We start from the raw sequence: 26048 nt of genomic DNA, 5'->3' as shown, positions 1-26048 counted from the left end.
AAGAGTTGTCGCAGTGTAATCGTCCACGCTCACCCTACAAACACGACCCGGCTTACCTATGAAACATGTAGCTATGCGGCAGCCCCGTGCCCGCGTTTGCACCGTCCTTTGTCTCCTTTTGATCCTTGTATTGGGAAGCTGCCGGAAGCAGGATGCGCCTCTGCCGGCCCTTCCGCCCGCCACATCGCTTCCCGCGCAGGTCGCCATCAACTGGATGGAAGGCTTTCGACGGATCGTCCGGATCGAGGGGTTTGCCCCGCCGCAGGCATCGCGCCTCTATGCCTATGCGGGGATGGCGCTGTACGAATCGGTGGTACCCGGCATGCCCGACCGCCGGTCGCTTGCCGGCCAGGTGCCGTTATATACGACCGCGCCGGTAGCGCCCGCCAACAGCGAACTGCAATACGAGGCGGTGGTAAACGAAGCGCTTTACCGCGTTGCGCTGGAGTTGTTCCAGGGGAGCAGCGCCCGCGCACGGGCGGTCATCGACTCGCTCCACAGCGCCTGGCAATCGACCCTGGCCGGCCGCGTCGGTCCGCAGACCCTGGGCAGCTCCGAGGCTTTCGGACGACAGGTAGCCGACGCGCTCCACGCCCGCGTTTCCGCGGATGGCTATTCGGACACCCGTAACCTGCAGTACAGTGTACCCAGCCAAAGTCTCAATCCCGCGAACTGGGCACCCACCGGCGCCGTAACGCAGCCGCTCGAGCCTTTCTGGTGCCGCGTCAAGTGTTTCGCCATGACCCGTTCGAACGAGTGCGAGCAACAGATGGAAGCGCTCTTTCAAACGGCGGATTCATCGGCGTTTTACCGGCAGGCGCTTGAATTGTACCAGGTCTCCCACAACCTCAGCGACGAGCAGAAGGCCATTGCGCGCTGGTGGTCGGATGGTGCGGGAACGGCCACGCCACCCGGCCACTGGCTCGCGATCGCGGGAAGCCTCGCCGCGGGCCGCCAGCTCGACCTGGGACGCGCCAGCGAGATGTATGCGCTGCTTACGATCGGGCTTGCCGATGCCTTCATTTCCTGCTGGGATGCCAAGTACAAGTTTAATTTGCTCCGCCCGCAGACCTATATCCGCAATTACGTTCCGGGAGGCGCCAACTGGTCGTCGTTCATTGCAACGCCGCCGTTCCCCGAGTTTCCTTCGGGGCATTCGGTTTCTTCCGGCACGGCCGCGGAGATCCTGACGCGCATCTTCGGCAACATACCGTTTACCGATGCAACGAACACGGAGCTCGGGCTGCAGCCGCGACAGTTCGGGTCGTTCTATGAAGCGGCCAACGAAGCGGCCATGTCGCGCCTGTATGGCGGCATTCACTACCGCCAGAGTAACGAGATCGGTGTCAGGCAGGGCAACCTGGTGGCCCGCTGCGTATTCCGCTACGTGCACCTGCAACGCTAGCCTGCGTTGTCATCATCTGCTAGTATTCGAATTTGCGCAGCCCCGGCGATCGCCACCAGGTGAGCAGCACCACGATGATGGTCATGCTGCCGCCGAACAGAACGGCCGGCACAGTGCCGAAGAGGCGGGCGGTAAAACCGCTTTCGAATTGCCCGAGCTCATTGCTCGAGTTGATGAACATCGAGTTGACCGCGCTGACGCGGCCGCGCATTTCATCGGGCGTGGTGAGCTGCAGGATGGTGCCGCGGATGACCACCGAGATCCCGTCAAGCATCCCCGCCATCAGCAGCGCGGCGAAGGCCATCCAGAACAGGGTGCTAAGACCGAATACGATGATGCAAAGCCCGAAGCCAAACACGGCGAAAAGGAGTATCTGCCCCTGCCGCCGCCGCAGCGGGAAGAAGGTGTTGAATAAGAGTGTCGTGGCGGAGCCGATATCGATGGCGGCGTTGAGCAGGCCGAAGCCCTGCGGCCCGACCTTGAGAATACGGTCGGCGATCTCGGGAATGAGCGCCACCGCGCCTCCGAACAATACGGCAAACAGGTCGAGCGAAATGGCGCCGAGCATGATCTTGTTGCGGAACACGAAGCGCAGGCCTTCCTTCACGCTTTCCCAGGCGCGCACGCCCACCATGTTGTGCAGCACCGGCTTCCGGCTGATCCGCGACAGCAGCAGCGCCGCCAGCAACACATAGCCCAGCACGATCACGAAGGTGACGTGTACACCGAAGGCGGCGATGAAGAGACCCGCCGAGGCGTGGCCGACGATAGAGGCAATGAGGAACGACGAGGAGCTGATGGCCGAAGCGAGGTGCAGGATGTTGCGGGGCACGAGCTGCGCGATGATGGCGCTGGCGGTCGGCCCGGCGAAGGCGCGTATGACACCGGTGCAAAAAATGATCCCGTAGAAGAATACCGGAAGGATGCTCCGCGAGAGCACCTGCGTCATGTGCGGCATCGTAAGCACCACGAGCCCCGCGACGCAAAGGCTGTAGCTGAGGATGCCCCGGAGCAGCAGCGTCCGCTTGTCGGAGCGGTCGATCAGGTAGCCGGCATACAGCGCGAGCGCGAACACCGGCACGAATTCCGCGAGACCCGAGATACCGATCGAAAAGGAGCTACGCGTCAGCTGGAAAAGCTGGTAGGCGACCACCGTGGCCACCATCCGCAGCGACATCGTATAAAAGAAGCGCGCGATGATGAAGAGACGGTATTCCTTGTGGTAAAGAAGCGGGGCAAGGCTGTGGGGACGGGTTTCGATCGTTTCGGGCATCCCTGCGAATGTACAGACGGGAACGTTTTACGTTTTACGTTTTGTGTTTTGTGTTTTGTGTCTGCCCCAAGGGATTGCTTCGTTGACACGCCCTGCAGGCGCGTCGCCTCGCAATGACGGCCTGGGACAACAAACCCCAAACTCCAAACTCCAAACTCCAAACTGTCTTACGGCAACGTCAGGTAATGCTGTCCCTCGGTATAATCGCGGTTCAGCGCATCGAGGATCACCTCGAAATGTTTCGGGTTGTAGAGGAAGTCGGCGTTCGACACGTCGATGATGAGCGTCTTGATGTTGTGCTGCTTGATGTAGTGCGTGTAGGTTTCCTGGATGCTGAACAGGTAGTCGTCGGGGATGTTCTGCTCGTAGGGGCGCCCGCGCTTGGCGATGTTGGATTGCAGCTTGCTCACCGGTGCGTGCAGGTAGATGAGTAGCTCGGGCTGCACGAGCTGCTGCAGGATGATGTCGAAGAGCCGCTGGTACAGGCGGTACTCGTCCTCGGGCAGGTTCACGCGCGCAAACAGCAGGCATTTCGTGAACAGGTAGTCGGTGATGGTGACGCTCTGGAACAGGTCTTTCTGGCCCACGAGGTCCTTGAGCTGCTTGAAGCGCTCGGCCATGAAGAACAGCTCCAGGGGAAAGGCATACTGGCCGGGATTCTCGTAAAACTTCGGGAGAAAGGGGTTGTCGGCAAATTGCTCCAGCACGAGTCGTGCGTCGAAATGCTTCGCCAGCAGGTTGGCCAGGGTGGTCTTCCCGGCGCCGATATTTCCTTCGATGGTGATAAAATTGTACTTCACGGGGTCGCTTGCAGTCGGGCAAAATAAAGGAATTCGGCGGTCACCCTTCGCGGAAGTTATGCACGGGCAGCGGGTCGCCGCAGCCGGCCAGTAATTGGGCCACCGTGCGCCCCAGCAGCGGGTGGCGGAGGCCGGGCGCAAGGTCTGCGAGGCAGGTCAGCGCAAAGCGGCGGAAGGGCAGCTGCGGGTGCGGCACCTGCAGCCCCGGCGCATCGATCACGGCGTCGTCGTACAGCAGGATGTCGATGTCGATCAGGCGCGGCCCGTAGCGCTCGTCGCGCCGGCGGCCAAGTGCCTCTTCGATGGCCAGCAGTTCATGGAGCAGGTCCATGGCGGGCAGGGCCGTATGCAGCTCGAGTGCCTGGTTGAGAAAGGCCGGCTGGTCTTCCAGGCCCCAGGCCGCGGTCTCGTAGAGACGCGAGGCCGCGCCGATATGACCGGCGCGTGCGGCAATGGCGGCACGCGCGGCGGCAAGCTGCTGCAAGCGGTCGCCAAGGTTGCCGCCAAGCAGCAGGTACGCGGTATGAAGGGGCTCGTGCAAGGGCGTCAAATATCCTCTATTTTTGATGGAATACCATTTCCCATGCGTGCATTCCTGAAGATGTTCCTGGCTTCGTTCCTGGCCCTGTTCGCGTTCTTCCTCGTCGCCTTTTTCTTCCTGGTGGCCGCGGCGGTGTCGCTCGGCTCCTCCGACAAGCCGGTCGTTGCCAAAAAGACGGTACTCACGATCGACCTCGGGCGCCACTTCTCGGAGCAGGAGCGCCGCAACCCGCTGCAGCGCCTCAGCGGCGGCGAAGCCGATGCACCGGGCCTTTACGACGTGCTGCGCCTTGTGCACCGGGCTTCTACCGACAAGAACATCGCCGGGATCTACCTGCAGGCCGACGACAACGGCAACGGCTTTGCCGCATCCGAAGAATTGCGTGCCGCGCTGTCCGAATTCCGCAAGAGCGGGAAGTTCGTTGTCGCCTTCGGCAACCGCATGTCGCAGAAAGCGTACTATGTGGCCACCGTTGCCGATAAAGTGTATGTAAGCCCCGCGGGGATGCTCGAATGGAAAGGCCTCGCCGTGGAGCTGCTGTTTTTCAAGAACGCCCTCGAGCGCCTGCACATCGAGCCGCAGATCTTTTACGCCGGAAAATTCAAGAGCGCCACGGAGCCCTTTCGCTCCGACCGCATGACGCCGGAGAACCGCCTGCAGACCGCCGAATTCCTGGGCGACATCAACCGGGAGCTGCAGCTGCGCGTAGCGGCCGCCCGCGGCACCGACACGGCAACCCTGCAGCGCCTCGCCGACGAAGGCAGCATCCAGAATGCCAACGACGCGCTCCGCTACCAGCTTGTCGACGCGCTCAAATACGACGACGAGGTGCGCGCCGAGCTGAAGCAACGCGCCGGGATTGCCAAAGACGACAAGCTGCCCCTCACCGACATCGCCACCTACGCCGACGCGGTCGACTTCCGCCAGAGCGGCGACAACCGCATCGCGCTTATTTATGCCGAAGGCAATATCGTCGACGGGCCGGGCGACAAGCAGGTGATCGGCGACGAAGACTATATCCGCTGGATCCGCAAGGCGCGTCTCGACAAATCGGTCAAGGCGATTGTCTTCCGCATCAACTCGGGAGGCGGCTCCGCGCTCGCTTCCGAGAACATCTGGCGCGAACTGCGGCTGGCGAAGCAGGACAAGCCGCTGGTGGTGAGCTTCGGCGACGTGGCCGCCTCGGGCGGCTATTATATCGCCACCGCCGCCGACTCCATCTTTGCGCTTCCCAATACCATCACCGGCTCCATCGGCGTCTTCTCGATGCTCCCCAACCTGCAGGGATTCTTTAACGACAAGCTGGGTGTCACGTTCGATGGCGTAAAGACCGCGACCTATGCAGACCGCAACAACCCGTTCCGCTCGCTGAGCGCCACGGAGAAAGGCTTCCAGCAGCGCGAGGTGGAGCGGATCTACGACCTGTTCAAGCAACGGGTGGCCGATGGCCGCCGCAAAGACACGGCCTATATCGGGTCGATCGCGCAGGGCCGTGTGTGGAGCGGCAGCAAGGCGCTGCAGATCGGGCTCGTAGACCGCATCGGCACACTCGACGACGCCGTGCGCTGCGCCGCCCGGATGGCCCATGTGAGCAGCTACCGCCTCCGCGAGTACCCGACCTCCGAGAGCTGGCTCCACAACCTCCTCGAGCGCAAGAAAGAAGAACCGATGGCGGAACTGCGCCGCCAGCTGGGTGCCGAGCAATTTGCCGTGTACGAGCAACTCGTTGAATTGAACCGCCTGTGCAAGGCCCCGCAGGCGCGGATGCCGTTTACGTTTGAGATCAGGTAACAGGCAATCGTCATTGCGAGGAGGCCGGCGTTCGGGCCGGCTGACGAAGCAATCTCTCACGGATTGGCGCATCGGCTCCAACAAGCCACAGTGCTTATCCCGGAACGGATTGCGTCGTCCGCTACGCTCCGTCTCAATGACGGTCAGGCCCCTGCCGCCTCCCAGCAAAACCTTCAGAACCTCCAGAACCTTCAAAACCTTCAGAACCTTTTCTCCGGTTACCTTTGCCCCCGTATGCCAAAACCTTACAGCCAGGTACGTGCCATGCTGGCCATCACCGTTGCCAGCCTCCGGGCGACGTTCAAGAGCCCGCAGTCGATCTTCTTCGGACTGTTTTTCCCGATCGTGCTGATCATGATCTTCGGCGCGCTGGGCCGTGGTGGTGGCGGCTCCTCGGTCGACGTGGCCTTTGAGAAAGGTACCGACAGCACAACCGACCTGTACCGGCAGCTCCGAGACGCCGAAGGCCTCCGCATCGTACCCAACAACCGTCCCGATAAAGACATCGAGGATATGCTCAAGAAAGGCCGCCTCACCGCCATCCTCGGCATCCGCCGGCAAACGGTGGGCACGCCTTACCAGCTGCAGGTGCGCTACACGCAGGCCAGCGCCAAAGACCTCGCCGTGCTGCAACCCGTGCTCCGCGACGCCATCCACGAGCTCGAGGGAAAGGTGTTCAGGAACCGGCCGGAGTATGTGCGCATCGTACCCAACTACCAGGAGGGCCGCGCCTACAAGATGATCGACTTCTTTCTCCCCGGCATGATCGGTTTCTCGCTGATCGGCGCGGCCGTGTTCGGTGTGGCATTCCTGTTCTTCTCCATGCGCGAAACCCTCGTGCTGAAGCGGCTCTACTCCACCCCTATCCGCCGCGGCTATATCATCATGGGTGAAAGCCTGTCGCGGGTGCTGTTCCAGCTGCTCGTGGTGCTGGTGCTGATCGCGTTCGGCTACTTCGCGTACGACTTCACGCTGGCCAACGGGTTCTTCACGCTGTTCTCGATGCTCTTCCTGAGTTTCCTCGCGCTGCTGGTGTTTATGGGCTTCGGCTTTTTCATCGCCTCGGTGGCCCGCAACCAGAACGTGATCCCGATCTACGCCAACCTCTTTATGTTCCCGCAGTACTTTCTCTCGGGCACCTTCTTCTCGCGCGAGGCGCTCCCGGCCTTTATGCAGCCGGTGCTGAAGTTCCTGCCGCTCACCGCGCTCAACGACTCGATGCGCAAGGTGGCTTTCGAAGGAACGGCACTCTCTGCCTGCTGGCAGGAGATCATCATCCTCGCCGTATGGGGCGTGCTGGTGTATGCCGCAACGGTGAAGGTGTTCCGCTGGGAGTAAGGAGCGAGAGCAGTGAGCGGTGAGCAGTGAGCGGTGAGCTTGTGCCGATTCGCTGCTCTTCGGGCGCAGGACTTTTGGCAGCCGCGTTGGAAGCAAGTAATCCTCCTTTTTTTATTGTGGGAAAGGGTTCCGCGGCGGCGGAAGCGTTTCCCCTACCCTGTGAAAAGCATTTCTGCTTAAGCGGAAACGTTTTCCCTAACCTGGAAAAACATTTATCCTTCGGTGGAAGCCCGTTACCTACCCTGTTGGAAACACATCCGCCGCGGCGGAACCGCTCCTTATAAGTCGCGGCAGTATTTCCGCGCTGGAGTAGCCCTTCCTGCAACCTTCGCTTGGATTGAAATTGATCAGCGCCTGCCGGTGAGCGCCTGGAGAATGGCCAGTAAAAGGCCGGCGTTCCAGTCTTTCAGGTGATAAAAATTCCGGTACTGCTTTCTGTCGGAAAGCGACGTGACCGTGAAGTGATGCCAGTAACAATGAAGGTCGATGTCGAGCCAGGAAAGTATCGTCTTGCCCTGCGCTAGTTGCAATCCCTCCTGCGAAAGCTGCACACCGCAGACGGTAATCGTTTCACCCCGTTCGAACCGATGCCTGTAATCGTCGGAATCTGACTGAATGAGCGCGTTAAGCAGCACGGTGGCGATCCGATGATATTCATGGCTGGCAACGACTTTCCGGATGCGGGAAACGGAAAGGATACGAAGCTTTCGGATGTGCCCCGAATGCAGCTTCAGGTCGACACAATTCACCCGGCCGAACGGCAGGTATATCCCCCACCCTTTTACACCATACCTGACTGCTTCTATATCTTCGAACAACAGGTGACGGCCATTGATATTGACCGAATCGGGGCCGATCGTCACCGTACGCCAGGATCTCCAGGGTGCGGGCCGGTACCGGAAAGTTTGTTCACTGGCGAGATAAGGCATCGGCTGCGAAGGTAGCCACTACGGCCAACCGTTTCGCCTACCTTTGCGCGCAACCGAATGGCCGGAGGAAGGCGGGAGCCGACGAGCACGCCGCCCTTCCAAAACCTTCCAAAACCTCTCAAAACCTTCCAAAACCTTCTCCCGTGCGGATCATCAAACTCGGTCTTATCAGCGCCTTCTTCCTGTTTCTTCTTTGGACCCTGTTGTCGCTCCTGATCCCGTCGACGGTACGGATCTCGAAGGCCACCAATATCGCTGCACCGCCGGAGCGGATCTGGAGCCTGGTGAACGACAGCGCGCAGTGGCGCCGCTGGCATCCGTGGTTTGGCGACAGCAGCACCGTGCTCCGGCAGGTGCGCTTCCAATGGGAAGAGCGGAGCGACTCGCTCACCCGCGTAACGCTGCGGCACCCCGGTGTGCGCGACCTGCACAACAACTTCCGGCTGTACCGCTTCGAGCGGAGCGACTCGCTTACGCTGCAGTGGTATATCGACTTCAAGCTGCGCTGGTATCCCTGGGAAAAATTCAGCTCCCTGTTTTTTGAAAGCTCCTACGGAAATATGATGCAGGAAGGGCTGGTTCAGTTGAAGAGCGAGGCGGAGCGGGAGTAATTCAAAAGTCAAAAACAAAAAGTCAAAAGGTCTATCCAGTTCGAGTGCCCGCCGCAAGGGTAGGGCCTGTAATTCGAAATGCTGCGAAACCTTTCGGCAACCGGCAGCAGTAGGTTTTTGCCTTTTGATTTTTGATTTTTTTCCTCCGCGTGCAACGAAAGCCGCAAGGCGCTTGTCAGAGTAGGCATTCATGGATAACCGCGAACTGGTCAAAGCCGCCCTCAAAGGGAAGCCCAGTGCCCAAAAGGCGCTGTACGACCGTTTTGCGCCCGACATGCTGGCCGTCTGCTACCGCTACACCAAATCCACCCACGATGCCGAAGACCTGCTGCAGGAAGGCTTTGTGCGCGTTTTTCTCAACCTGCAGCAATACCGCTTCGAGGGCGAGCTGGGTGGCTGGATCCGCCGGATCATGGTGCATACCGCGCTCAACTACCTGAAGCGGAAGTCGCCCTACAACAGCGGCTTTTCCTTTGAATCCGACCACCTGCATCCCGTTGCCCCCGACGACCCCGGGGTGACACTCGACGCCAAGGACCTGGCCGCGCTCATCCGGCAGCTCCCGACGGGCTACCAGGCCATTTTCAACCTCTATGCCGTGGAAGGCTACAGCCATGCCGAGATCGGGCAACTGCTGGGGATCCAGGAAGGAACCTCGCGCTCGCAGTATGCCCGCGCCCGCGCCCTGCTGATCACCTGGATCCGCCGCCACGAGGATAACAGCCAAACGCTTTCCTATGCACGACAATAAATTCGAACGCGAGGTACAGGGCAAGATGAACGCGCTCCGCATGGAGCCGCCGGCACCCGTTTGGGCGGCAGTCGAAGCGCGCATCGGTAAGGAACGCAGGAAGCGCCGCCTCCTGGTCTTCTGGCTGCTCCTCCCCCTTGGCCTCCTGCTGGGCAGCGCAGGCTGGTGGCTGCTTCGCGACGTTTCGGGCAACAGCAGCTACGCTGTGCGCGGAAAAGGACATGAACCCGGACAACTGACAACAAGCAGCACTCCGTTGGCAGGTACAAAAGAAACGAGCCAACAGGTGAGCGTTGCGGAAGCACAACGACAACGGGATACGGTAGCCGGCAATGAACTTCCCATGAAAACCGCCGACATCAATAACGGGCCGATCAGCGAAACGGAGCAAGCACTATCTAAAACAAAAGAGCCGGTGCAGCTATTCGTGCAGAAAGGCTCCAGGATGACGGCAAGCGCATCGCCGGCACGCAGAAAGAAAGTTGCACAGGCGACACAGGGCAGCATTGTCCCGGCAAACCACCCGGAAGAGATAGCAGCAAGTCCCGGAACGCCTCTTCGGGAAACGACGGCGCCTTCCGCAGCAGCAGCAACATCAACCTCAACGACCCGCAAAACGGCGCCGGTCGGGCCCGACAGCTGCATCCGTGCAACCGCGCTGGCAACGGCCTCGAAAGACGCGCAGCTTCACAGCAGTAATCCAACAGCTGCAGCGCCGAAGCCGCACAGGCGCCGCCTCCAATGGGCACTCGAGGGTAGTGCCGGCGTTGTGATGCCCATCAGCACTTCGGGCTTCAACGCCGACACGCTTACAGGGGTGGTTGGCAGCAGCAGCGCCTCAACGTACAGCAAGCAGCAGTGGCGAAGCGGACCGCTTTATACGATCGGGGGTCGCCTGCTGCTGCCGCTCCGCGGACGACTGCACCTGCAGGCAGGTCTCGATATCGGCCTCCTGCAAGTAACCGCTGAAACCACGACGAGCTACTCAGCGGCCAACCCTTCCACGCCCTTTGCTCCGCCCGCTGCGGACGAAAGCAAAACCAGCAAGCGCGTACGAAGCGTATTGCTGCAAATCCCGGTTACGCTCGAAGGCCGCCCGTCGGCACGTCTCCCGCTGTCGCTCTGGGGCGGTGCTTCTTTCTCGACACTATTTGGAAATACGGACCCATACGGCTTGCCGCGCACGTACGTCTCGCTGCAGGCGGGCGCGCGCTACCGCGTGGCGCGGGTTGGTAGCAGCAGCCTCGAGCTCGGCCCGCAGCTTTGGTACGGCCTCAAGCGACTCAACGGGAGCCAGCGCCCAGTGGGCGCCTCGGCGGTGCTGCGTCTTTCTTTCTGACGAAGTGCGCAGCAGTGCAAACCAGCAGTATACGTCGGATAATCCCGGGCTGCTGCCGGCCTGTAGCACCGGCGGCCCTGAACCCGTATTTATACAATTGGAATAATACGTACCTCAGTTGCAAGCGTGCTCCCGTTGCAGCCCTGGTCAAGCGCCGGTATTGCCTTTTAGAAAGCGCAGGTTGCGCTGGATACCCTTGTGCTTGGCGCGGCTCAGCGGGGAGCCGCGGAAGATGCGCCGGAAGGCTTCCTCGCCCAGTTGCTCCCACTCGCCGCTCGACAGGTGCAGTATCTCGCGGATCGGGGCAAAGGCCGGCTCGCTGTGCGGCTGGCTGAAACGATTCCAGGGGCAAACTTCCTGGCAGGTATCGCAGCCAAACAACCAGTTGTCGAAGCGCCCTTCCATCTCGGAGGGAATCATGGCCTCTTTCAGCTCAATGGTAAAATAGGAGATACAGCGGCTGCCGTCGATCGTCTTGTCGGGCAGGATCGCATCCGTAGGACAGGCATCCACACAGCGGCTGCAGCTGCCGCAGAAGTCTTTCGCGAATGGGTCGTCGTACTCGAGCTCCAGGTCGGTGATGAGCGTGGCGATAAAAAAATAAGAGCCCGCGCCCTTGTTAATCAGGTTGCCGTTTTTACCCACCCATCCAAGCCCGCTGCGCTGGGCCCAGCTGCGCTCGAGCACGGGTGCCGAGTCGACAAAGCCGCGGCCGTCGATGGCGCCGATGGCCGTGCGGGCCTCGGCCAGCAGCGCGTTGAGGAGCGCTCGGATGACATCGTGGTAATCCTGTCCCCACGCGTAGCGCGCCACCTTGACATCGGAGCTGACGGCTTCTTCTTCCGGGTAGTAATTCTTCAGGAATGTGATCACCGAGCGGGCGCCGGGCACAAGGCGCCGCGGGTCGACACGGAGGTCGAAATGATTTTCCATGTAGCCCATGCTGCCGTGATGGCCCTGCGCCAGCCAGCGCTCGAGGCGCCGGGCGTCGTCGTCGAGGGCCTCTGCGCGGGCAATACCGCAATGGTCGAAGCCATGACGGCGCGCGGCCTCTTTGATCCAGCGGGTATGTGCGGCAGTATTCATGGGGAGCGGCAAAGTTCCGCTTTTTGGCGCGCGCCGCGACACAGGAGCCCGTTAAAATAAACGGCACGCCGCTCCGGCTGCATTAGGTCATATTTGCAGAAATCCCGACCTTCGCCTTCCAACCAACTGCTTATGTCCGTACGAACGACCCTCCTGGCTTCGGCCCTGCTACTGCTCAGCTCCGCTCATGGCCAGAAACGCAACCAGTACAAATTCGAAAAGATAGACGCTGCCGCCCTCTCCCGGACCGCGTACCCGCTCGACAGCAATGCCGCCGCCGTGGTGATTGCCGACGTCGGCGACACGCGGATCGAAGGCAACAACAAGGGCTGGTTCTCCTTTGTCTTCCGCCGGCATCGCCGCGTGCACGTCCTGAAAAAAAGCGCCTACGACGCCGCGACCGTCGAGATCCCGGTCTACCACGACGGATTCGACGCGGAAGAGCGGATCGAGAACATCAAAGCCGTCTCCTACAACCTCACGGAAGGCAAAGTGGCCGAAACAAAACTCGCGCGCGACCAGATCTTCAAGGAAACGGTCAGCAAGAATGTGACGCTGTACAAGTTCACGCTGCCGGCGGTGCGTGAAGGCAGCATCATCGACATAGAATACAGCATCAAGTCCGACTACCTCAATACGCTGCAGCCCTGGGACTTCCAGGGAACCTACCCGATGCTGTGGAGCGAGTATACGCTCTCGGTGCCGCAGTTCTTCGATTACATGTTCATCTACAAAGGCTATGTGCCTTTCCTGATCGTGGACAAGCTCGATCGCCAGGAGCAGTTCAACATCGTCGACCAGGGCGGCACCGGTCCCACCGAGCGCAGCAGCTTCCTGTCGGGCGCTACTGATTACCGCTGGGTCGCCGCCAACGTGGCTGCCTTCCAGGACGAACCTTTTTTGTCGGCACGCGCGAACTACCAGGCCCACATGGACTTCCAGCTCTCCGCGTACCGCTACCCGGTGACGGCACACAACTTCATACCCACCTGGCCCGAAAAGACCGCGGAACTGCTCAAGGACGAGAACTTCGGCCGGAAGATCGACCGCAACAATCCCTGGCTCAATGACGTCATGAAGCCGCTCGAGCAGGGAAGCCCGCTGGCGCAGGCGCAGGCCATCCACGCCTGGGTGCGCGACCATATCCAGTGCGATAACCAGCGCGGCATCTACCTCCGCGACCAGCTCAAAGACGTATTCCGCGCCGGCAAAGGCTCTGTATCGGAGATCAACCTGCTGCTGGTGACCATGCTGCGTCATGCAGGGCTCGATGCGAACCCGGTGATGCTCAGCACCCGCGACAACGGAACCGTGTTCACCGCCTTCCCGATGCTGAGCCGCTTCAACTACATCATCGCCTCGGTGACCATCGACGACAAGAAAATAATGCTCGACGCCTCGCGTCCGCGACTCGGCTTCGGGCAGCTGCTTCCCGATTGCTACAACGGCATTGCCCGCGTGATTTCGCCCGGCGCCGAAGCCATCTTCCTGCTGAGCGACTCGCTCGTGGAAAAGCGGATGACGCTGGCCTTCCTGCCGCAAAAGGGAGACTCCTGGGATGGCACGTTCAACCGCGTGATGGGCAACTACGAATCGTACGAGCTCCGCAACCGCGTCGCTGAAAAAGGCCGCGACGTGCTGTACAGCGAGCTCCGCGACGGTATCGGCAACGACTACCGCGTGTTGCAGCCGGCCGTTGATTCGCTCGGCATGCTGGAGAAGCCGCTAAGCCTTCATGCGGAGCTGAAGCGTCCCGTGCCCACTGAAGGACCGATCTATTTCGACCCGATGCTCGGTGAAGGCGTCCGGGAGAACCCGTTCAAATCGAGCGACCGCATCTACCCGATCGAAATGCCTTTTGCGCGCGACTATACGTACCTGCTTACGCTCGAGATCCCGGAAGGCTACGAGATCGACGAGCTCCCGAAGCCGCTGCGGGTATCGCTCAACGACAAGAATGACGGCAGCTTCGAGTACCTGCTTTCGGTGAACGAGCGGCTCATTTCGCTGCGCTCGCGGATCCGCATCCGCCGCGCCAGCTACCGCCCCGAGGACTACGCCGACCTGCGCGAGTTTTTCGACCTCATCGTAGCCAAGCACAAGGAGAAGATCGTCTTCCGCAAAAAGAAATAACCAACCCAAACCACGCCCCACACATGAAAACAAACTGCGTTCACAATGCTGCGCGCCTGCGCAGCGTCCTTGCCATCCTGGTATTGCTATTGGCCGCACAAAGCAGCCAGGCCCAGGGCTCCGGTACCTATAAATTCAAGAAGATCGATGCGGCGATGCTGCAGCAGAAAGTATACAGCATCGACAGCGGCGCCCACGCGGTAGTGCTCGCGGATGTCGGCGCCACCAATATCGACCTGAACCGCGGCCGCTACGCCGTCGAATACAGCCGCCACCTCCGCATCCATATCCTGGATAAAACGGCATACAACGAGGCCAGCATCCAGGTGCCGCTCTACAAAGACCGCTACGGCAACAGCGTTAACAGCATCGATGACATCAAGGCCGTTTCATACAACCTTGTAGACGGCAAGGTGGTGGAAACGAAGATGACCAAGGACGCCATCTTTACCGAAAAGGCCTATCGCTACGAGGATGTTGCCAAGTTCACCCTGCCGGCCGTGCGCGAAGGCACGATCATCGACGTGCAATACAAGATCTACTCGGCCTACGGCCTCGGCATCCGCGGCTGGACCTTCCAGGGCAAGCTGCCCCGCCTCTGGAGCGAGTACACGGCCGCCATCCCTCAGTTCACCGAGTTCCAGATCATCAACAAAGGCTACCTCGATGTGGAGCTTAGCAACGAGCAGCGCACCGTGATGTTCGGGCAAACGCAGATCACGTTCAACGACCACCGCTGGGTGGCGCGCGATGTGCCGGCCTTCGAGTTCGAGGGCTTCGTGGCATCGCCGCTCAATTACCTGTCGCGCGTGGAGTTTCACCTCGTAGCCCTGCAGCCGCCGTTGCAGCCGCAGCGCCTGACCACGAGCTGGACTGCCGCCACGCGGTCGCTGCTCGAGGACGAAGGTTTCGGAAACCAGTTTGACATGGGCAACGGCTGGCTCAACGACGCCATGGCCCCGATGATGAAGGGCAGCCCGCTCGACCAGGCCCGCGCCATTTACGCACACGTGCGCGACGCCATCACCTGCGACGGGCGCGATGGCATTTACCTCAGCCAATCCGTGAAAGACGTTTTCAAAAAAGGAGCCGGAACGGTGGCCGACGTGAACCTGCTGCTTACAACAATGCTGCTCCACGCCAAGCTCGATGCGTCGCCGGTGCTCCTCAGCACCCGCGAAAACGGGTTTGTATACAGCTCCATCCCGATGCTCGACCGGTTCAACTACGTCGTGGTTGCGCTGAAGATCGACGACCAGACCTATTACCTCGATGCAAGCAAGCCGCGCCTCGGCTTTGGCCGCCTCCTCCCTGAGTGCTACAACGGCATGGCCCGCATCATCAACCACAGCGCCGAAGCCGTCATGCTCGTGGCCGACTCGCTGCGCGAGAAAAGCGTCTCCTTCGTACAGCTCAATGCCGATGGCCACAAGGGCTGGAAAGGGACGGTGCAGCAGGTGCAGGGCTACAGCGACTCGTACGACAGCCGCAAGACAGTGCAGGACAAGGGCCGCGATGCGTATTATGCATCGCTGAAAAAAGAGTTCCCGATGGAGGTGACGATCAGCAACGCGCAGATCGATTCACTGACGAAATTCGAAGAGCCGGTGGGTCTTCGCTACGATATCAGCGTACCCGGGGGCAACGAAGACATTCTGTACATCAACCCGATGATGAACGTGGCGCTCAAGGAAAACCCGTTCCGCTCGGCGGAGCGCATCTACCCCGTAGAAATGCCGTACACCATCGACCAGACCTATATTCTCCGCCTCGAGATCCCCGAAGGCTACGTGGTCGACGAGCTGCCGAAACCGGTGCGGGTAAATCTCAATGAGCGGAATGAGGCCTCGTACCTGTACATGGTGTCGGAAGCCGACGGCGTTATCTCCCTCCGCTCGCAGATCCGCTTCGACCGCGCCAACTACCAGCCCGATGAGTACGAAGTGCTCCGGGAATTTTACACGATGATCCTTGCCAAGCAACACGAGCAGATCGTCCTCAAAAAGAAAAAATAAGCCATGCGAAAGACCAGCCTGTTGCTCCTCTGCGGACTGCTGAAAACCCTTGCCTCCTTTGCCGGCGATCCCTACGCGGTGTCGGCAATCCCGGCCGAACTTCTCGTCAACGCGCACGCCGTAAAGCGCCTCGAGGAAGAGCGCTTCGAGCTCGTTAGCAGCCACGAAGCTTACCTGCACCGCAAGTTTGCCATTACCGTTCTCGACGAGGAAGGACGCCGCCGCGCGGTGTTTGCGGAGTACTACGACCAGTTCCGGAAGATCCAGGACGTGGAAGGCACGCTTTATGACGCGCAGGGCAAGCAGCAACGCCGCCTGAAAGGAAAAGACATGGAAGACATGAGCGCCACCTCGGAGGTCAACCTGATGGACGACAGCCGCGTGAAGGTGCACCGCTTCGTATATCCCACCTATCCCTACACCGTTGAATACGAGGTGACGATCCGCTACAACAGCTCCTTCTTCTTCCCGACCTGGATGCCGCAGGACGGCGAGTACCTCTCGGTCGAAAAAAGCAGCTTCACCTTCGTCAGCAACTCCGACAGCGACTACCGTTTCCTGGAAGCCAATATCGGCAAGCCGGCCACGGTGCGCACCGAAGACGGCAAGCAGGTGCGCAGCTGGTCGGTGAGCGGATTGCCCGCCATCAAGCGGCCCTTCGCCAGCCCTCTTTGGGACGAGCTGACACCGGTACTCCGCTTTGCGCCGAACCGCTTCGAGATCAGCGGGCAGCAAGGCGACAGCCGCGACTGGGCCAGCTTCGGGCAGTTCATGAGCCGCCTCAACAGCGGCCGCGACGCGCTTCCCGAAACGCTGAAGCAGAAGGTGCGCCAGCTCACGGAAGGCGTTACCGACAACCGCGAAAAGGTGCGCCGCCTCTACGAATACATGCAGCAGAACAGCCGCTATATCAGCATCCAGCTGGGCATCGGCGGCTGGCAGCCCTTCGAGGCGAAAACCGTCGCCGAGAAAGGCTACGGCGACTGCAAAGCGCTCAGCAACTACATGTTCAGCCTGCTGAAGGAAGCCGGCATCCGCGCTCACTACACGCTCGTGCGCGCCGGCTATGGCGTTGATGCCCGCACGATGCAGGAAACATTTGCCAGCAACCAGTTCAACCACGCGATCCTCTGCGTGCCCATGGGCGCCGACTCGATGTGGCTCGAATGCACCAGCCAGACGCTTCCCGCCGGCTACACGAGCGGCTTCACCGGCAATCGCAAGGCGCTCCTCATTACCGACGAAGGTGGAAAGCTTGCCGCGACGCCGCGCTACAGCTGGCGCGAGAACACGCTCGTTCGCAAGGCAACCGGCACGCTCGACGCCGAAGGAAATCTCGAGCTGACGATCCACACCCGGCTGCGCGCCGAGCAGCAGGACCAGCTTTTCCAGCTGACGAAAGCCCTGTCGGCCGACCGCCTGAAAAAGTACCTCAACGGACAGCTCGAATTCCCGAGCTACGAGGTAAAAACATTCACCTACACGCCGCATGCCGGCATCCTCCCGGAGCTCGAAGAAGAGCTCGGCCTCTCGGTTCGCGCATATGCGTCTGTATCGGGCAAGCGTCTCTTCATCACGCCCAACGTCGCCAACCGCGAAAAGAACGAGGCCGAGGAAGAGAACCGCACAATGGCCATCCGCCTCGGTGAGGAATTCAGCGATGTCGACTCCGTCGAGATCACGGTTCCGGCCGGCTACGTGGTGGAGTCGCTGCCGCGCGCGCAAAAGCTGGCGACCCGCTACGGCACCTACGAAACAAGCACAGTCTTCCGCGACAACAAAGTATTGTACGTGCGCCGCCGCTGCGGCTTTGCCGGAACCTTCCCGGCAACGGAATGGGCACAGGTACGCGAATTTTTCAGCAGCATCGACCGTGCCGATCATAGCCAGGTGGTGCTTGTAAAGCAGTAAGAGGACCAATTCCAGCAACAAGGGCCGCCTTCGGGCGGCCTTTACTTTTCCCGCACGATGCCCCAAAAAATAAGGTTGCCCGAACGGACAACCTTATGAATCTATTGGTCAGGAGCAATGCTATTGGCAATGCAGCTCCGCGCCGCCGTCGATGCTGGCCTTGATATCCATCAGCGCATCGGCCTTCTTGTCTTTATCAAGCTCCTTCAGCAGGTAAGCAACAACGTACCCGCGGCAAAAATCGACAAGCACCGCCGTGCCTCCGAAGGAAGGCATCGCGATCGCGGTGGCCTTCTGGCCATTTGCTTCAGGTGCCCAGCCACCCAGGGCATAATCCCAGTTGCTGGTTTCGCGCGGTGCGCCTTTCATTGCGGCCGCCGGCGCCACGATGGCGCGGAACTGTTCTACCGACTCGGGCTTGAGCAGCTGCTGTCCCTGCCACTTGCCGCCATTGAGCAGCATCCGGCCGAAGTTGGTCAGGTCGGCAGCGGTTGTCTTGGCGCCGAATGCCGGGCTTACGAGCGAGCCGTCGAGGCTCTGGAAATTGGAGCCGCGCATACCGAGGGCGCGGAATACCCGCTGCGAGGCGAGCTGCTCAAACTTGCGCTTCGTTACTTTCTCGATGATCGCCGCCACGATATAGTAGCCGCGGTCGCTGTACCGGAACTCCTCTCCGGGGTTGGTCTGGATCTCCTTCGATGCATAAGACGTCGCTACCTTTTCAAACGACTCGCCTTTGTTCTTGTCAAACAGCTCAAGCTTCGAGGGCACCTGGATGCCCGTGTTGTGGGTCAGGCAGTGACGGATCGTGATGTAGTTCTTTCCATACTTGGCAAAATCGGGCAGGTAATCCGCTACCTTGTCGTCGAGCGAAAACTTCCCGTCATCGACCATCATCAGCGTGAGCACGGTGGTGAACCACTCGCTGATATAGCCGGCCTCGCCCTGCCCGCGGGCAACGTTGAAGAGCTTCGTGTCGTTCTTGTACACGATGGAATCGCGGCTGGCCACGGCGAGCACCAGGTTGTTGTTTTTAAGGAGGCGCGCCTTTTGCTCCATTAGGCTACTGAGGGAGGCCGTATCAATACGGGACGGCTGGGCCTGCGCAAACTGAAAGAATAGCAGGAAAGTCGCTACAGTACTGACTTTCAGGCAGATCGAACGAGTGTTTAACGTCATAATTTCCGGTTATCGGGGCTTGGAATTGAATTTGTGAACATACAGGAAAACAGGCAAACAAAAAGCTAAAAGCACGGCTATGAACTTATCCAACTATACCATTAAAGCGGCGGAAGCAATCCAGGGCGCCCAGCAGGCAGCCTTCAATCGGCAGCACGCCAACATCGAAACCGAGCACCTCCTGCAGGCACTGCTCGAGCAAAAGGAATCGCCCGTCGAGTTTCTCCTCAAGAAAAACGGTGTAAACATTACCCAGCTCGAGTCGAGGCTGTCGGCTGCGCTCGACAAGCTCCCCAAGGTGCAGGGCGCCGACCCGGCACAAAACCTCGGCCGCGAAGCCAACAACGCGCTCCTGCGCGCCGGCTCGGTGATCCAGCAATTCGGCGACGAGTTTGTAACCCCGGAGCACCTGCTCCTTGCACTCGTACAGGGCAACGACAATACCGGCAAGCTCCTGAAAGATTTCGGCCTTAGCGAGAAAGGCCTGGTGACGGCCATCAAAGACCTGCGCAAGGGCGGCACCGTCAACTCGCAAACGCAGGAGACGCAATTCAACACCCTGGAGAAATACGCCAAGAACCTCAACGAGCTTGGCCGCCAGGGGAAGCTCGATCCCGTTATCGGCCGCGACGAGGAGATCCGCCGGACGCTGCACATTCTCTCGCGCCGCTCGAAGAACAACCCGATGCTCGTGGGTGAGCCCGGCGTTGGTAAAACGGCTATCGCGGAAGGCCTTGCGATGCGCATCGTTAACGGCGACGTACCCGAAACGCTGAAATCAAAAATCATTTACGCCCTCGACATGGGCCAGCTCATCGCGGGTGCCAAGTACAAGGGTGAGTTCGAAGAGCGCCTCAAAGGTGTGGTGAAGGAAGTGGCCAGCAGCGAGGGCGAGATCATCCTCTTCATCGACGAAATTCATACACTCGTTGGTGCCGGTGGCGGTGAAGGTGCCATGGACGCCGCCAACATCCTGAAGCCCGCCCTCGCCCGCGGCGAGCTCCGTGCGATCGGCGCCACCACGCTCAACGAATACCAGAAATATTTCGAGAAAGATAAAGCCCTCGAGCGCCGCTTCCAGAAGGTGATGATCGACGAGCCTTCGGTGGAAGACGCGATCTCGATCCTGCGGGGCCTGAAGGACCGCTACGAAACGCACCACCATGTGCGGATCAAGGACGAGGCGATCATCGCCGCCGTGGAGCTCTCGAGCCGCTACATCACCGACCGCTTTCTGCCCGACAAGGCCATCGACCTCATCGACGAAAGCGCCGCCAAGCTGCGCCTCGAAATGAACTCGATGCCCGAGGAGCTCGACGAGCTCGAGCGCCGCATCCGCCAGCTCGAGATCGAGCGCGAGGCGATCAAGCGCGAGGATGACGAAGAAAAGCTGAAAGACCTCAATACGACCCTGGCCAACCTGTCGGTGGAGCGTGATACGCTCAAGGCAAAATGGAGCGAGGAGAAAGAGCTCGTGGAAAAGATCCAGAATGCCAAGGCCCAGATCGAATCGCTGAAGCAGCAGGCCGACCAGGCCGAGCGCGAGGGCGACTACGGGCTCGTGGCCGAGATCCGCTACGGCCGTATCAAGGAGCAGGAAGCAAGCATCGGCACGCTCCAGAAAGAGCTCGATGAGTTGTCGGCCAACAGCCGGCGCCTGATGAAGGAGGAAGTGGACGCCGAGGATATTGCCCAGAGCGTTTCGAAAGCAACCGGAATCCCGCTCAACAAGATGCTGCAAAGCGAGCGCGAGAAGCTGCTTCACCTCGAAGACGAGCTGCACCAGCGCGTGGTGGGCCAGGAGGAAGCCATTACGGCCGTTGCCGATGCCGTGCGCCGCAGCCGCGCCGGCCTGCAGGACCCGAAGCGTCCCATCGGCTCGTTCATCTTTCTCGGCACAACCGGTGTTGGTAAAACGGAGCTGGCGAAGGCCCTTGCCGATTACCTCTTCGACGACGAGCACATGATGACCCGTATCGATATGAGCGAGTACCAAGAAAAGCACACGGTGTCGCGCCTGGTTGGTGCGCCTCCGGGCTATGTGGGCTACGAGGAAGGTGGCCAGCTCACCGAGGCCGTTCGCCGCAAGCCCTACCAGGTCGTGCTCCTTGACGAGATCGAGAAGGCGCACCCCGATGTCTGGAACATTCTGCTCCAGGTGCTCGACGATGGCCGTCTTACCGACAACAAGGGCCGCGTGGTGAACTTCAAGAACACGATCATCATCATGACGTCGAATATGGGCTCCGACATCATCCAGGAAAACTTCGCCGATGTAACCGACCGCAACAAGGAAGAAGTGGTCGAGAAAACGAAGGCCGAAGTGCTCGTACGGTTGCGCGAGACCGTGCGCCCCGAGTTCCTCAACCGCGTGGACGAGATCATCCTGTTCCACCCGCTGATGAAGGGCGAGATCCGCGGCATCATCCGCATCCAGCTCGAAGGCCTCAAGCGCCTCGTGGCCCAGAGCGGCATCCAGCTGCAGTTCTCCGACTACCTGCTCGACTTCCTCGCCGAGAACGGCTTCGACCCGCAGTATGGCGCCCGACCGCTGAAGCGTCTTATCCAGAAGGAGATCGTCAACACCCTCAGCAAGAAGATCCTTGCCGGTGCGATCGACCGGAGCCAGCCCGTGCTGGTGGATGTCTTCGACGGTGTGGTGGTATTCCGCAACGAGGTGGAGCAACCGCAGAGCGCGTAATGCCGAGTCCCGGATACCCGATCACAGATTTTTTAAGCCCCGCTACGCGGGGCTTTTTATTACTTTACCGCCATGTCCACCAAGAAGAGAAGCTTCCCTACCCCGCTTACCATCCTGATGATCGTCATCGTGCTCGCCGCGGCCGCCACCTGGCTGCTCCCCGCCGGCAAGTATGCTGCGCTCACGTATGGCGAGGGCAGCTTCCACATCAGCAGCCCGCAGCAGTACCGGGATTCATCCGGTGCGTTGCGCGACACCGTTACCGAGCGCAGCCTGCCGGCCACACAGCGAACGCTCGACAGCCTCGGCATCCGCGTGCCGCTCGCATCGTTTGAGCAGGGCGTCATCCGGAAGCCCGTGTCGGTGCCCGGCACCTACCAGCGGCTCGCCGCAAGGCCGCAGGGTCCGGTCGCCGTGCTGCTCGCGCCGATCAAGGGCATCTACGACAGCATCGACATCATTCTCTTTATCCTGATCATCGGGTCGTTCATGTATGTCTTCAACGAGTCGGGCGCCCTCGTCCGCGGTCTGTCGGCACTCTCCTACCGGATGAAGGGACGCGAGTCCTGGCTCATCATCATCCTCACATTTCTCTTTTCGTTCGGCGGCGCCTCCTACGGCATGGCGGAGGAAGGCTTTGCCTTTTACGTCATCCTCGTGCCGCTCTTCCTCGCTGCCGGCTACGATTTGCTGGTGCCCGTCATGGTGATCTTCGGCGGCACGCAGCTCGGCACGCTGGCTTCCTTCTCCAATCCCTTCTCCACCATCATCGCATCCAATGCGGCCGGCGTCAACTGGAAGGACGGGCTCGACGAGCGGATCCTGATGTTCCTTGCTTCGACCATCGTCACCATCGTGTACACGGTCCGCTATGCGCAGCGTGTGAAGAAAGACCCCACGAAATCCTGGGTGTACCGGATCGACGGGCCCGTGTCGGCACCCTTCCCGACGGAGCTCCCCGCCGCTGCCTCCGCGTCGCTCAGCTGGCGCGACCGGCTCCTGCTGACGCTTTTCCTCGGCACCTTCGGCGTGATGATCTTCGGGGTGGTGAAGCTCGATTGGTGGCTGCCCGAAATGACGGCGCTGTTCCTCGCCTCTGCGCTGCTGCTGGGGCTTATTCTCCGCCTGCCGGAGAAGAAGTTTGTCGCCTCCTTTCTGAAAGGCGCCGAGGAGCTGCTGAGCGTGGCCTTTATCGTCGGGGTCGCACGCGGCGTCACCATTGTGCTCAACGACGGCGCCATCAGCGACACGATCCTCTACGGCACCTCACAGGGATTGGGCGGGCTTTCGCCCGTGCTTTTCATCCTGCTCATGCTGAGCCTCTATATCCTCTTCACCTTATTTATTTCGTCGTCTTCCGGTATGGCGGTGCTCACGATGCCGATCATGGGCGCCCTCGGTATCCTGGCCGGTGTGCCGGGCCGCGAGATGGTGAATGCCTACCTCTTCGGGATGGGGATAATGGGCTTTCTCACCCCAACGGGGCTCATCCTTCCGTCGCTGGCGCTGGTCAACGTCAGCTTCAAGGCCTGGTGGAAATTCATCCGGGTGCTGCTTCTCTGGCTCCTGCTGCTGTGCATCGCGTTTCTCCTTGTCGGTATTTACCGGCACTGATGCCTCCTTTACGGGGAGGGATGGGGATGTAACCGGGTATGGCATTGGGATTGCCGCAGGTACCCCCAAAAAGGCTATGATTTCGAACAGGGGTTATGCCGTCATCACGGGCGGCTCAAACGGCTTCGGCTGGGAGTTTGCCCAGCTGTGCGCCGCCGATGGATTCAATCTCGTGCTGGTGGCCCGCAACACACAGGAGCTCGAGCGCGCTGCCGCCGAGCTGCGCGACCGCTATGGCGTGGATGTGGTAACGCTGTCGAAAGACCTCTTCCTGGAAGACGCCGCCTATGGCGTGTACGAGGAAGTGAAAACGCGCGAGCTTCCCGTAGAAATACTGATCAACAACGCGGGGCAGGGCGATTACGGGGCCTTCGCCGAAGGCAATCTCCAGCGCGACCTCGACCTTATCCAGCTCAACATCTCCTCGCTGGTCGTGCTCACAAAGCTGTTCCTGAAAGACATGGTGGAGCAGGGTCACGGCCGTATCCTCCAAGTATCGTCGCTGCTTGGTGGCGTTCCCACGCCGCTGATGGCGGTGTACGGCGCCACCAAGGCCTTCGTGCTCAAGTTCAGCGAAGCCCTGCACAACGAGCTGCAGGGAACAGGCGTTAACGTAACCGTGCTGCAACCCGGAGCTTCCGATACCGACTTCTTTCACAAGGCCGGCGCGGAGGCCACGAAAGAGTACCAGGAAGCATCCCTCTCCGATCCTGCCGACGTTGCGCGCGACGGGTACCAGGCGATGATGAAAGGCGACGACAAGATCGTGTCGGGTGCGAAGAACAAGGTGATGGCCACGCTCACGAGCCTGTTGCCCGACAAGGCCAACGCCGCGAACATGGCCAGGCACATGCAGCCTACCGACAAGCGCGACCGGCCCGTGCATGGCGACCGGGAGCGCGACAACAACCAGTAGGCGCCGGTTGGTTCGGCAGCTGCAACAATTCATACAGCGAAGAGCCTGGCGGGAGCCGGGCTTTCGCAATTTTACCGGATACGAATCAACCCGGCATGGAACCGATACACTACATCTGCGTCACCTGCGGCTGCCAGTACGAAGCTTCGGCGGCGCCTCCCGAATCTTGTCTTATCTGCAGCGACGACCGGCAATATATCGGCGCGGGCGGCCAGCGCTGGACAACGCTCGCTGCGGTGAATGCGGCGCACAGGAATGTATTCGAGCTTGTTGCACCGTCCGTGTATGCGCTTTACAGCACACCGGCCTTTGGCATCAACCAGCGGGCGCACCTGCTGCAAACGGATAGCGGCAATGTGCTCTGGGATTGCATTACTAACCTCGATGCCTCGACGCTTTCGCTGCTGCAGCAACTGGGCGGCATCCGCGCTATTGCGCTGTCGCACCCGCACTACTATTCCACGATCGTCGAGTGGGCGCGGGCGTTCAACGCGCCGGTGTATATCAACCGCAAGGACTCGGGCTTTCTCACGCGCCGCGGCCCGGAGCTTCGCTTCTGGGAAGGCAGCGAGCGTGTTGACGAGGAACTGACGCTCGTGGAGTGCGGCGGGCACTTTCCCGGCGCCTCGGTACTGCATTGGAGCCGCGGCGCGGGGGCCCTCTTTGCCGGCGATACCATCCAGGTAACACCCACCCGGCGCACCGTTTCGTTCATGTACAGCTATCCCAATATGATCCCGCTGCCGAAGCGAGCCGTGGAAGGCATTTGTGCGGCCGTGGCGCCCTACGCGTTCGACGACCTGTACGGGGCTTTCGGATTGTACGTCCGCGGGGATGCCAAAGAAGCCGTGCTACGCTCGGCGGAGCGCTACCTGCAGATCTTCGACAAGGGCTAGCCGGCCGACGGCACATCGAGCGCGGCGACCTGGGCCTTGTATTTCTCCGGGAGTAAAATAGCCTTGATTGGCCGATCGAGCCCGATCTTATAACCGGCTTTGTAAAGAGGCAGCGAGGCGCGGATGAGCAGCGAGGGTTTAAGTGCCAGCATCTCGCGAACGGCGGGAGGCACCAGTACAGCCTGCAGCTGCCGCACCAGGAAATAGCGGAAGGCACCGAGATGCTTGCGGTACTGGCGGTACAGGTCGTCGGTCCAGGCGCTGTGGGCCAGGTCGCGGCGCAGGTGCTCCTCGCGCGAGGGAAGCCAGGCGTCGAAGCTTTCCGGAAGCCCACTGAGCCCCATGCGTTGCCCGATCCGTAGAAATACGGAATAGAGCTCGTCCTTCTCCCCTGCCGTCAGCGGGCGCTCGATCATTTCGTAGGAGGCGATGGAATAGTGGATGAGCAGGTAGAGTACATCGCGGTACGCCCAGTCGGGGATAACGCTGCCACGCGCCGTCTCAACGGCCTGGTGAATCTTCGTGATCTGGTCGATGGCGGCGAGCGCTTTTTCTTCCGAGGCGAAGACAATTCGCCGCGCATACTGCACGGTGGAGAAAAGCCGCCCCAACGGATCGGCGGGCAGCCGCCCGGTGAAGTACAGCCAATCGACTGCCTTGTTGAGGGCGAATTCGGCAGCGGCGCCGGCAAAGATAAACAACACGGTTTCGCTCCGGCTCCAGATGCGCCGCACGATCGAATTTTCCGCTACAAACGGGGGCATGCTCAAATTTAGCGTTTTTGCTTGGCAAGAAGTTTGACTTATGAAAGCGCACTAA

Annotated in this window: 20 protein-coding genes; 13 read left to right on the top strand and 7 right to left on the bottom strand. The window is 60.5% G+C overall.

Translation table 11 applies throughout. The features are described 5' to 3' along the window. Window positions 1-73: 73 nt before the first annotated feature. Entirely contained in the window at window positions 74-1405 is a 1332-nt protein-coding gene (locus ACYU7Z_RS01020) for a vanadium-dependent haloperoxidase (protein WP_460566730.1), read from the top strand. 19 nt (window positions 1406-1424) lie between these two features. Here the strand turns inward: ACYU7Z_RS01020 and ACYU7Z_RS01015 are convergent, their stop codons facing one another. The 3 genes from ACYU7Z_RS01015 to folK form a co-directional block, all read right to left on the bottom strand. Beyond that, window positions 1425-2678: an MFS transporter gene (locus tag ACYU7Z_RS01015; RefSeq protein WP_460566728.1), complete on the bottom strand. Its 1254-nt coding sequence runs from the start codon at window positions 2676-2678 to the stop codon at window positions 1425-1427. Between the two features lie 167 nt (window positions 2679-2845). Beyond that, window positions 2846-3478, bottom strand: a complete 633-nt coding sequence (locus tag ACYU7Z_RS01010) for a deoxynucleoside kinase (protein WP_460566726.1) — start codon at window positions 3476-3478, stop codon at window positions 2846-2848. Window positions 3479-3518: 40 nt separating this feature from the next. Further along, on the bottom strand, window positions 3519-4028 hold the full coding sequence (gene folK / locus ACYU7Z_RS01005) for a 2-amino-4-hydroxy-6-hydroxymethyldihydropteridine diphosphokinase (RefSeq protein ID WP_460566724.1): 510 nt from the start codon (window positions 4026-4028) through the stop codon (window positions 3519-3521). Window positions 4029-4061: 33 nt separating this feature from the next. Between folK and sppA the strand changes: the two genes are divergently transcribed. Continuing rightward, the gene (gene sppA, locus ACYU7Z_RS01000; protein ID WP_460566722.1) at window positions 4062-5810 is read left to right on the top strand and encodes a SppA family protein; all 1749 of its coding nucleotides are present in this window, start codon (window positions 4062-4064) and stop codon (window positions 5808-5810) included. A 234-nt stretch (window positions 5811-6044) separates the two neighbouring features. Further along, window positions 6045-7148, top strand: a complete 1104-nt coding sequence (locus ACYU7Z_RS00995) for an ABC transporter permease (protein ID WP_460566720.1) — start codon at window positions 6045-6047, stop codon at window positions 7146-7148. A 347-nt stretch (window positions 7149-7495) separates the two neighbouring features. Here ACYU7Z_RS00995 and ACYU7Z_RS00990 read toward each other — a convergent pair whose 3' ends face one another. Next, window positions 7496-8077, bottom strand: coding sequence for a hypothetical protein (locus ACYU7Z_RS00990; protein WP_460566718.1), 582 nt, complete (start codon window positions 8075-8077; stop codon window positions 7496-7498). A gap of 143 nt (window positions 8078-8220) precedes the next feature. Between ACYU7Z_RS00990 and ACYU7Z_RS00985 the strand changes: the two genes are divergently transcribed. The 3 genes from ACYU7Z_RS00985 (at window position 8221) to ACYU7Z_RS00975 (ending at window position 10778) form a co-directional block, all read left to right on the top strand. Further along, window positions 8221-8688, top strand: coding sequence for an SRPBCC family protein (locus ACYU7Z_RS00985; protein ID WP_460566716.1), 468 nt, complete (start codon window positions 8221-8223; stop codon window positions 8686-8688). A 190-nt stretch (window positions 8689-8878) separates the two neighbouring features. Then, window positions 8879-9439, top strand: a complete 561-nt coding sequence (locus ACYU7Z_RS00980; protein WP_460566714.1) for an RNA polymerase sigma factor — start codon at window positions 8879-8881, stop codon at window positions 9437-9439. Further along, complete coding sequence (locus ACYU7Z_RS00975) at window positions 9426-10778, top strand: hypothetical protein (protein ID WP_460566712.1); 1353 nt, start codon at window positions 9426-9428, stop codon at window positions 10776-10778. The genes ACYU7Z_RS00980 and ACYU7Z_RS00975 overlap by 14 nt, the downstream gene beginning before the upstream one ends. A gap of 147 nt (window positions 10779-10925) precedes the next feature. Here the strand turns inward: ACYU7Z_RS00975 and queG are convergent, their stop codons facing one another. Beyond that, window positions 10926-11864 (bottom strand): epoxyqueuosine reductase, encoded by a 939-nt coding sequence (gene queG, locus ACYU7Z_RS00970; RefSeq protein WP_460566710.1) that lies wholly within the window; start codon window positions 11862-11864, stop codon window positions 10926-10928. Window positions 11865-11996: 132 nt separating this feature from the next. Between queG and ACYU7Z_RS00965 the strand changes: the two genes are divergently transcribed. Genes ACYU7Z_RS00965 through ACYU7Z_RS00955 form a run of 3 tightly spaced genes read left to right on the top strand, consistent with a single transcriptional unit; the run spans window position 11997 to window position 17923 of the window. Next, on the top strand, window positions 11997-13997 hold the full coding sequence (locus tag ACYU7Z_RS00965) for a DUF3857 domain-containing protein (protein ID WP_460566708.1): 2001 nt from the start codon (window positions 11997-11999) through the stop codon (window positions 13995-13997). A gap of 23 nt (window positions 13998-14020) precedes the next feature. Further along, window positions 14021-16012: a hypothetical protein gene (locus tag ACYU7Z_RS00960; RefSeq protein WP_460566706.1), complete on the top strand. Its 1992-nt coding sequence runs from the start codon at window positions 14021-14023 to the stop codon at window positions 16010-16012. A gap of 3 nt (window positions 16013-16015) precedes the next feature. After that, window positions 16016-17923 carry a DUF3857 domain-containing protein gene (locus ACYU7Z_RS00955; protein WP_460566704.1) on the top strand — a complete coding sequence of 636 codons (1908 nt, stop codon included), beginning with the start codon at window positions 16016-16018 and terminating at the stop codon, window positions 17921-17923. A 120-nt stretch (window positions 17924-18043) separates the two neighbouring features. Here ACYU7Z_RS00955 and ACYU7Z_RS00950 read toward each other — a convergent pair whose 3' ends face one another. Continuing rightward, entirely contained in the window at window positions 18044-19102 is a 1059-nt protein-coding gene (locus ACYU7Z_RS00950; protein WP_460566702.1) for a serine hydrolase domain-containing protein, read from the bottom strand. A 79-nt stretch (window positions 19103-19181) separates the two neighbouring features. Between ACYU7Z_RS00950 and clpB the strand changes: the two genes are divergently transcribed. The 4 genes from clpB to ACYU7Z_RS00930 all read left to right on the top strand — a co-directional run bounded on the left by clpB (window position 19182) and on the right by ACYU7Z_RS00930 (window position 25229). Beyond that, window positions 19182-21803: an ATP-dependent Clp protease ATP-binding subunit gene (clpB, locus tag ACYU7Z_RS00945; protein ID WP_460566700.1), complete on the top strand. Its 2622-nt coding sequence runs from the start codon at window positions 19182-19184 to the stop codon at window positions 21801-21803. A gap of 72 nt (window positions 21804-21875) precedes the next feature. Further along, a complete protein-coding gene (locus tag ACYU7Z_RS00940; protein WP_460566698.1) occupies window positions 21876-23417 on the top strand; it encodes a YfcC family protein in 1542 nt (513 codons plus the stop codon). Between the two features lie 76 nt (window positions 23418-23493). After that, complete coding sequence (locus ACYU7Z_RS00935; RefSeq protein WP_460566696.1) at window positions 23494-24333, top strand: SDR family NAD(P)-dependent oxidoreductase; 840 nt, start codon at window positions 23494-23496, stop codon at window positions 24331-24333. 95 nt (window positions 24334-24428) lie between these two features. Further along, window positions 24429-25229 (top strand): MBL fold metallo-hydrolase, encoded by an 801-nt coding sequence (locus ACYU7Z_RS00930; RefSeq protein ID WP_460566694.1) that lies wholly within the window; start codon window positions 24429-24431, stop codon window positions 25227-25229. On the opposite strand, the gene ACYU7Z_RS00925 is transcribed toward ACYU7Z_RS00930, so the two are convergent. After that, window positions 25226-25993, bottom strand: coding sequence for an oxygenase MpaB family protein (locus ACYU7Z_RS00925; RefSeq protein ID WP_460566692.1), 768 nt, complete (start codon window positions 25991-25993; stop codon window positions 25226-25228). The two genes, ACYU7Z_RS00930 and ACYU7Z_RS00925, sit on opposite strands and share 4 nt — an antisense overlap. Window positions 25994-26048: the final 55 nt, after the last annotated feature.

The organism is Flaviaestuariibacter terrae (genome assembly GCF_054777635.1).
Note: the sequence above shows the minus strand (reverse complement) of the source record. Positions and strands in the feature narration are given on the sequence as shown.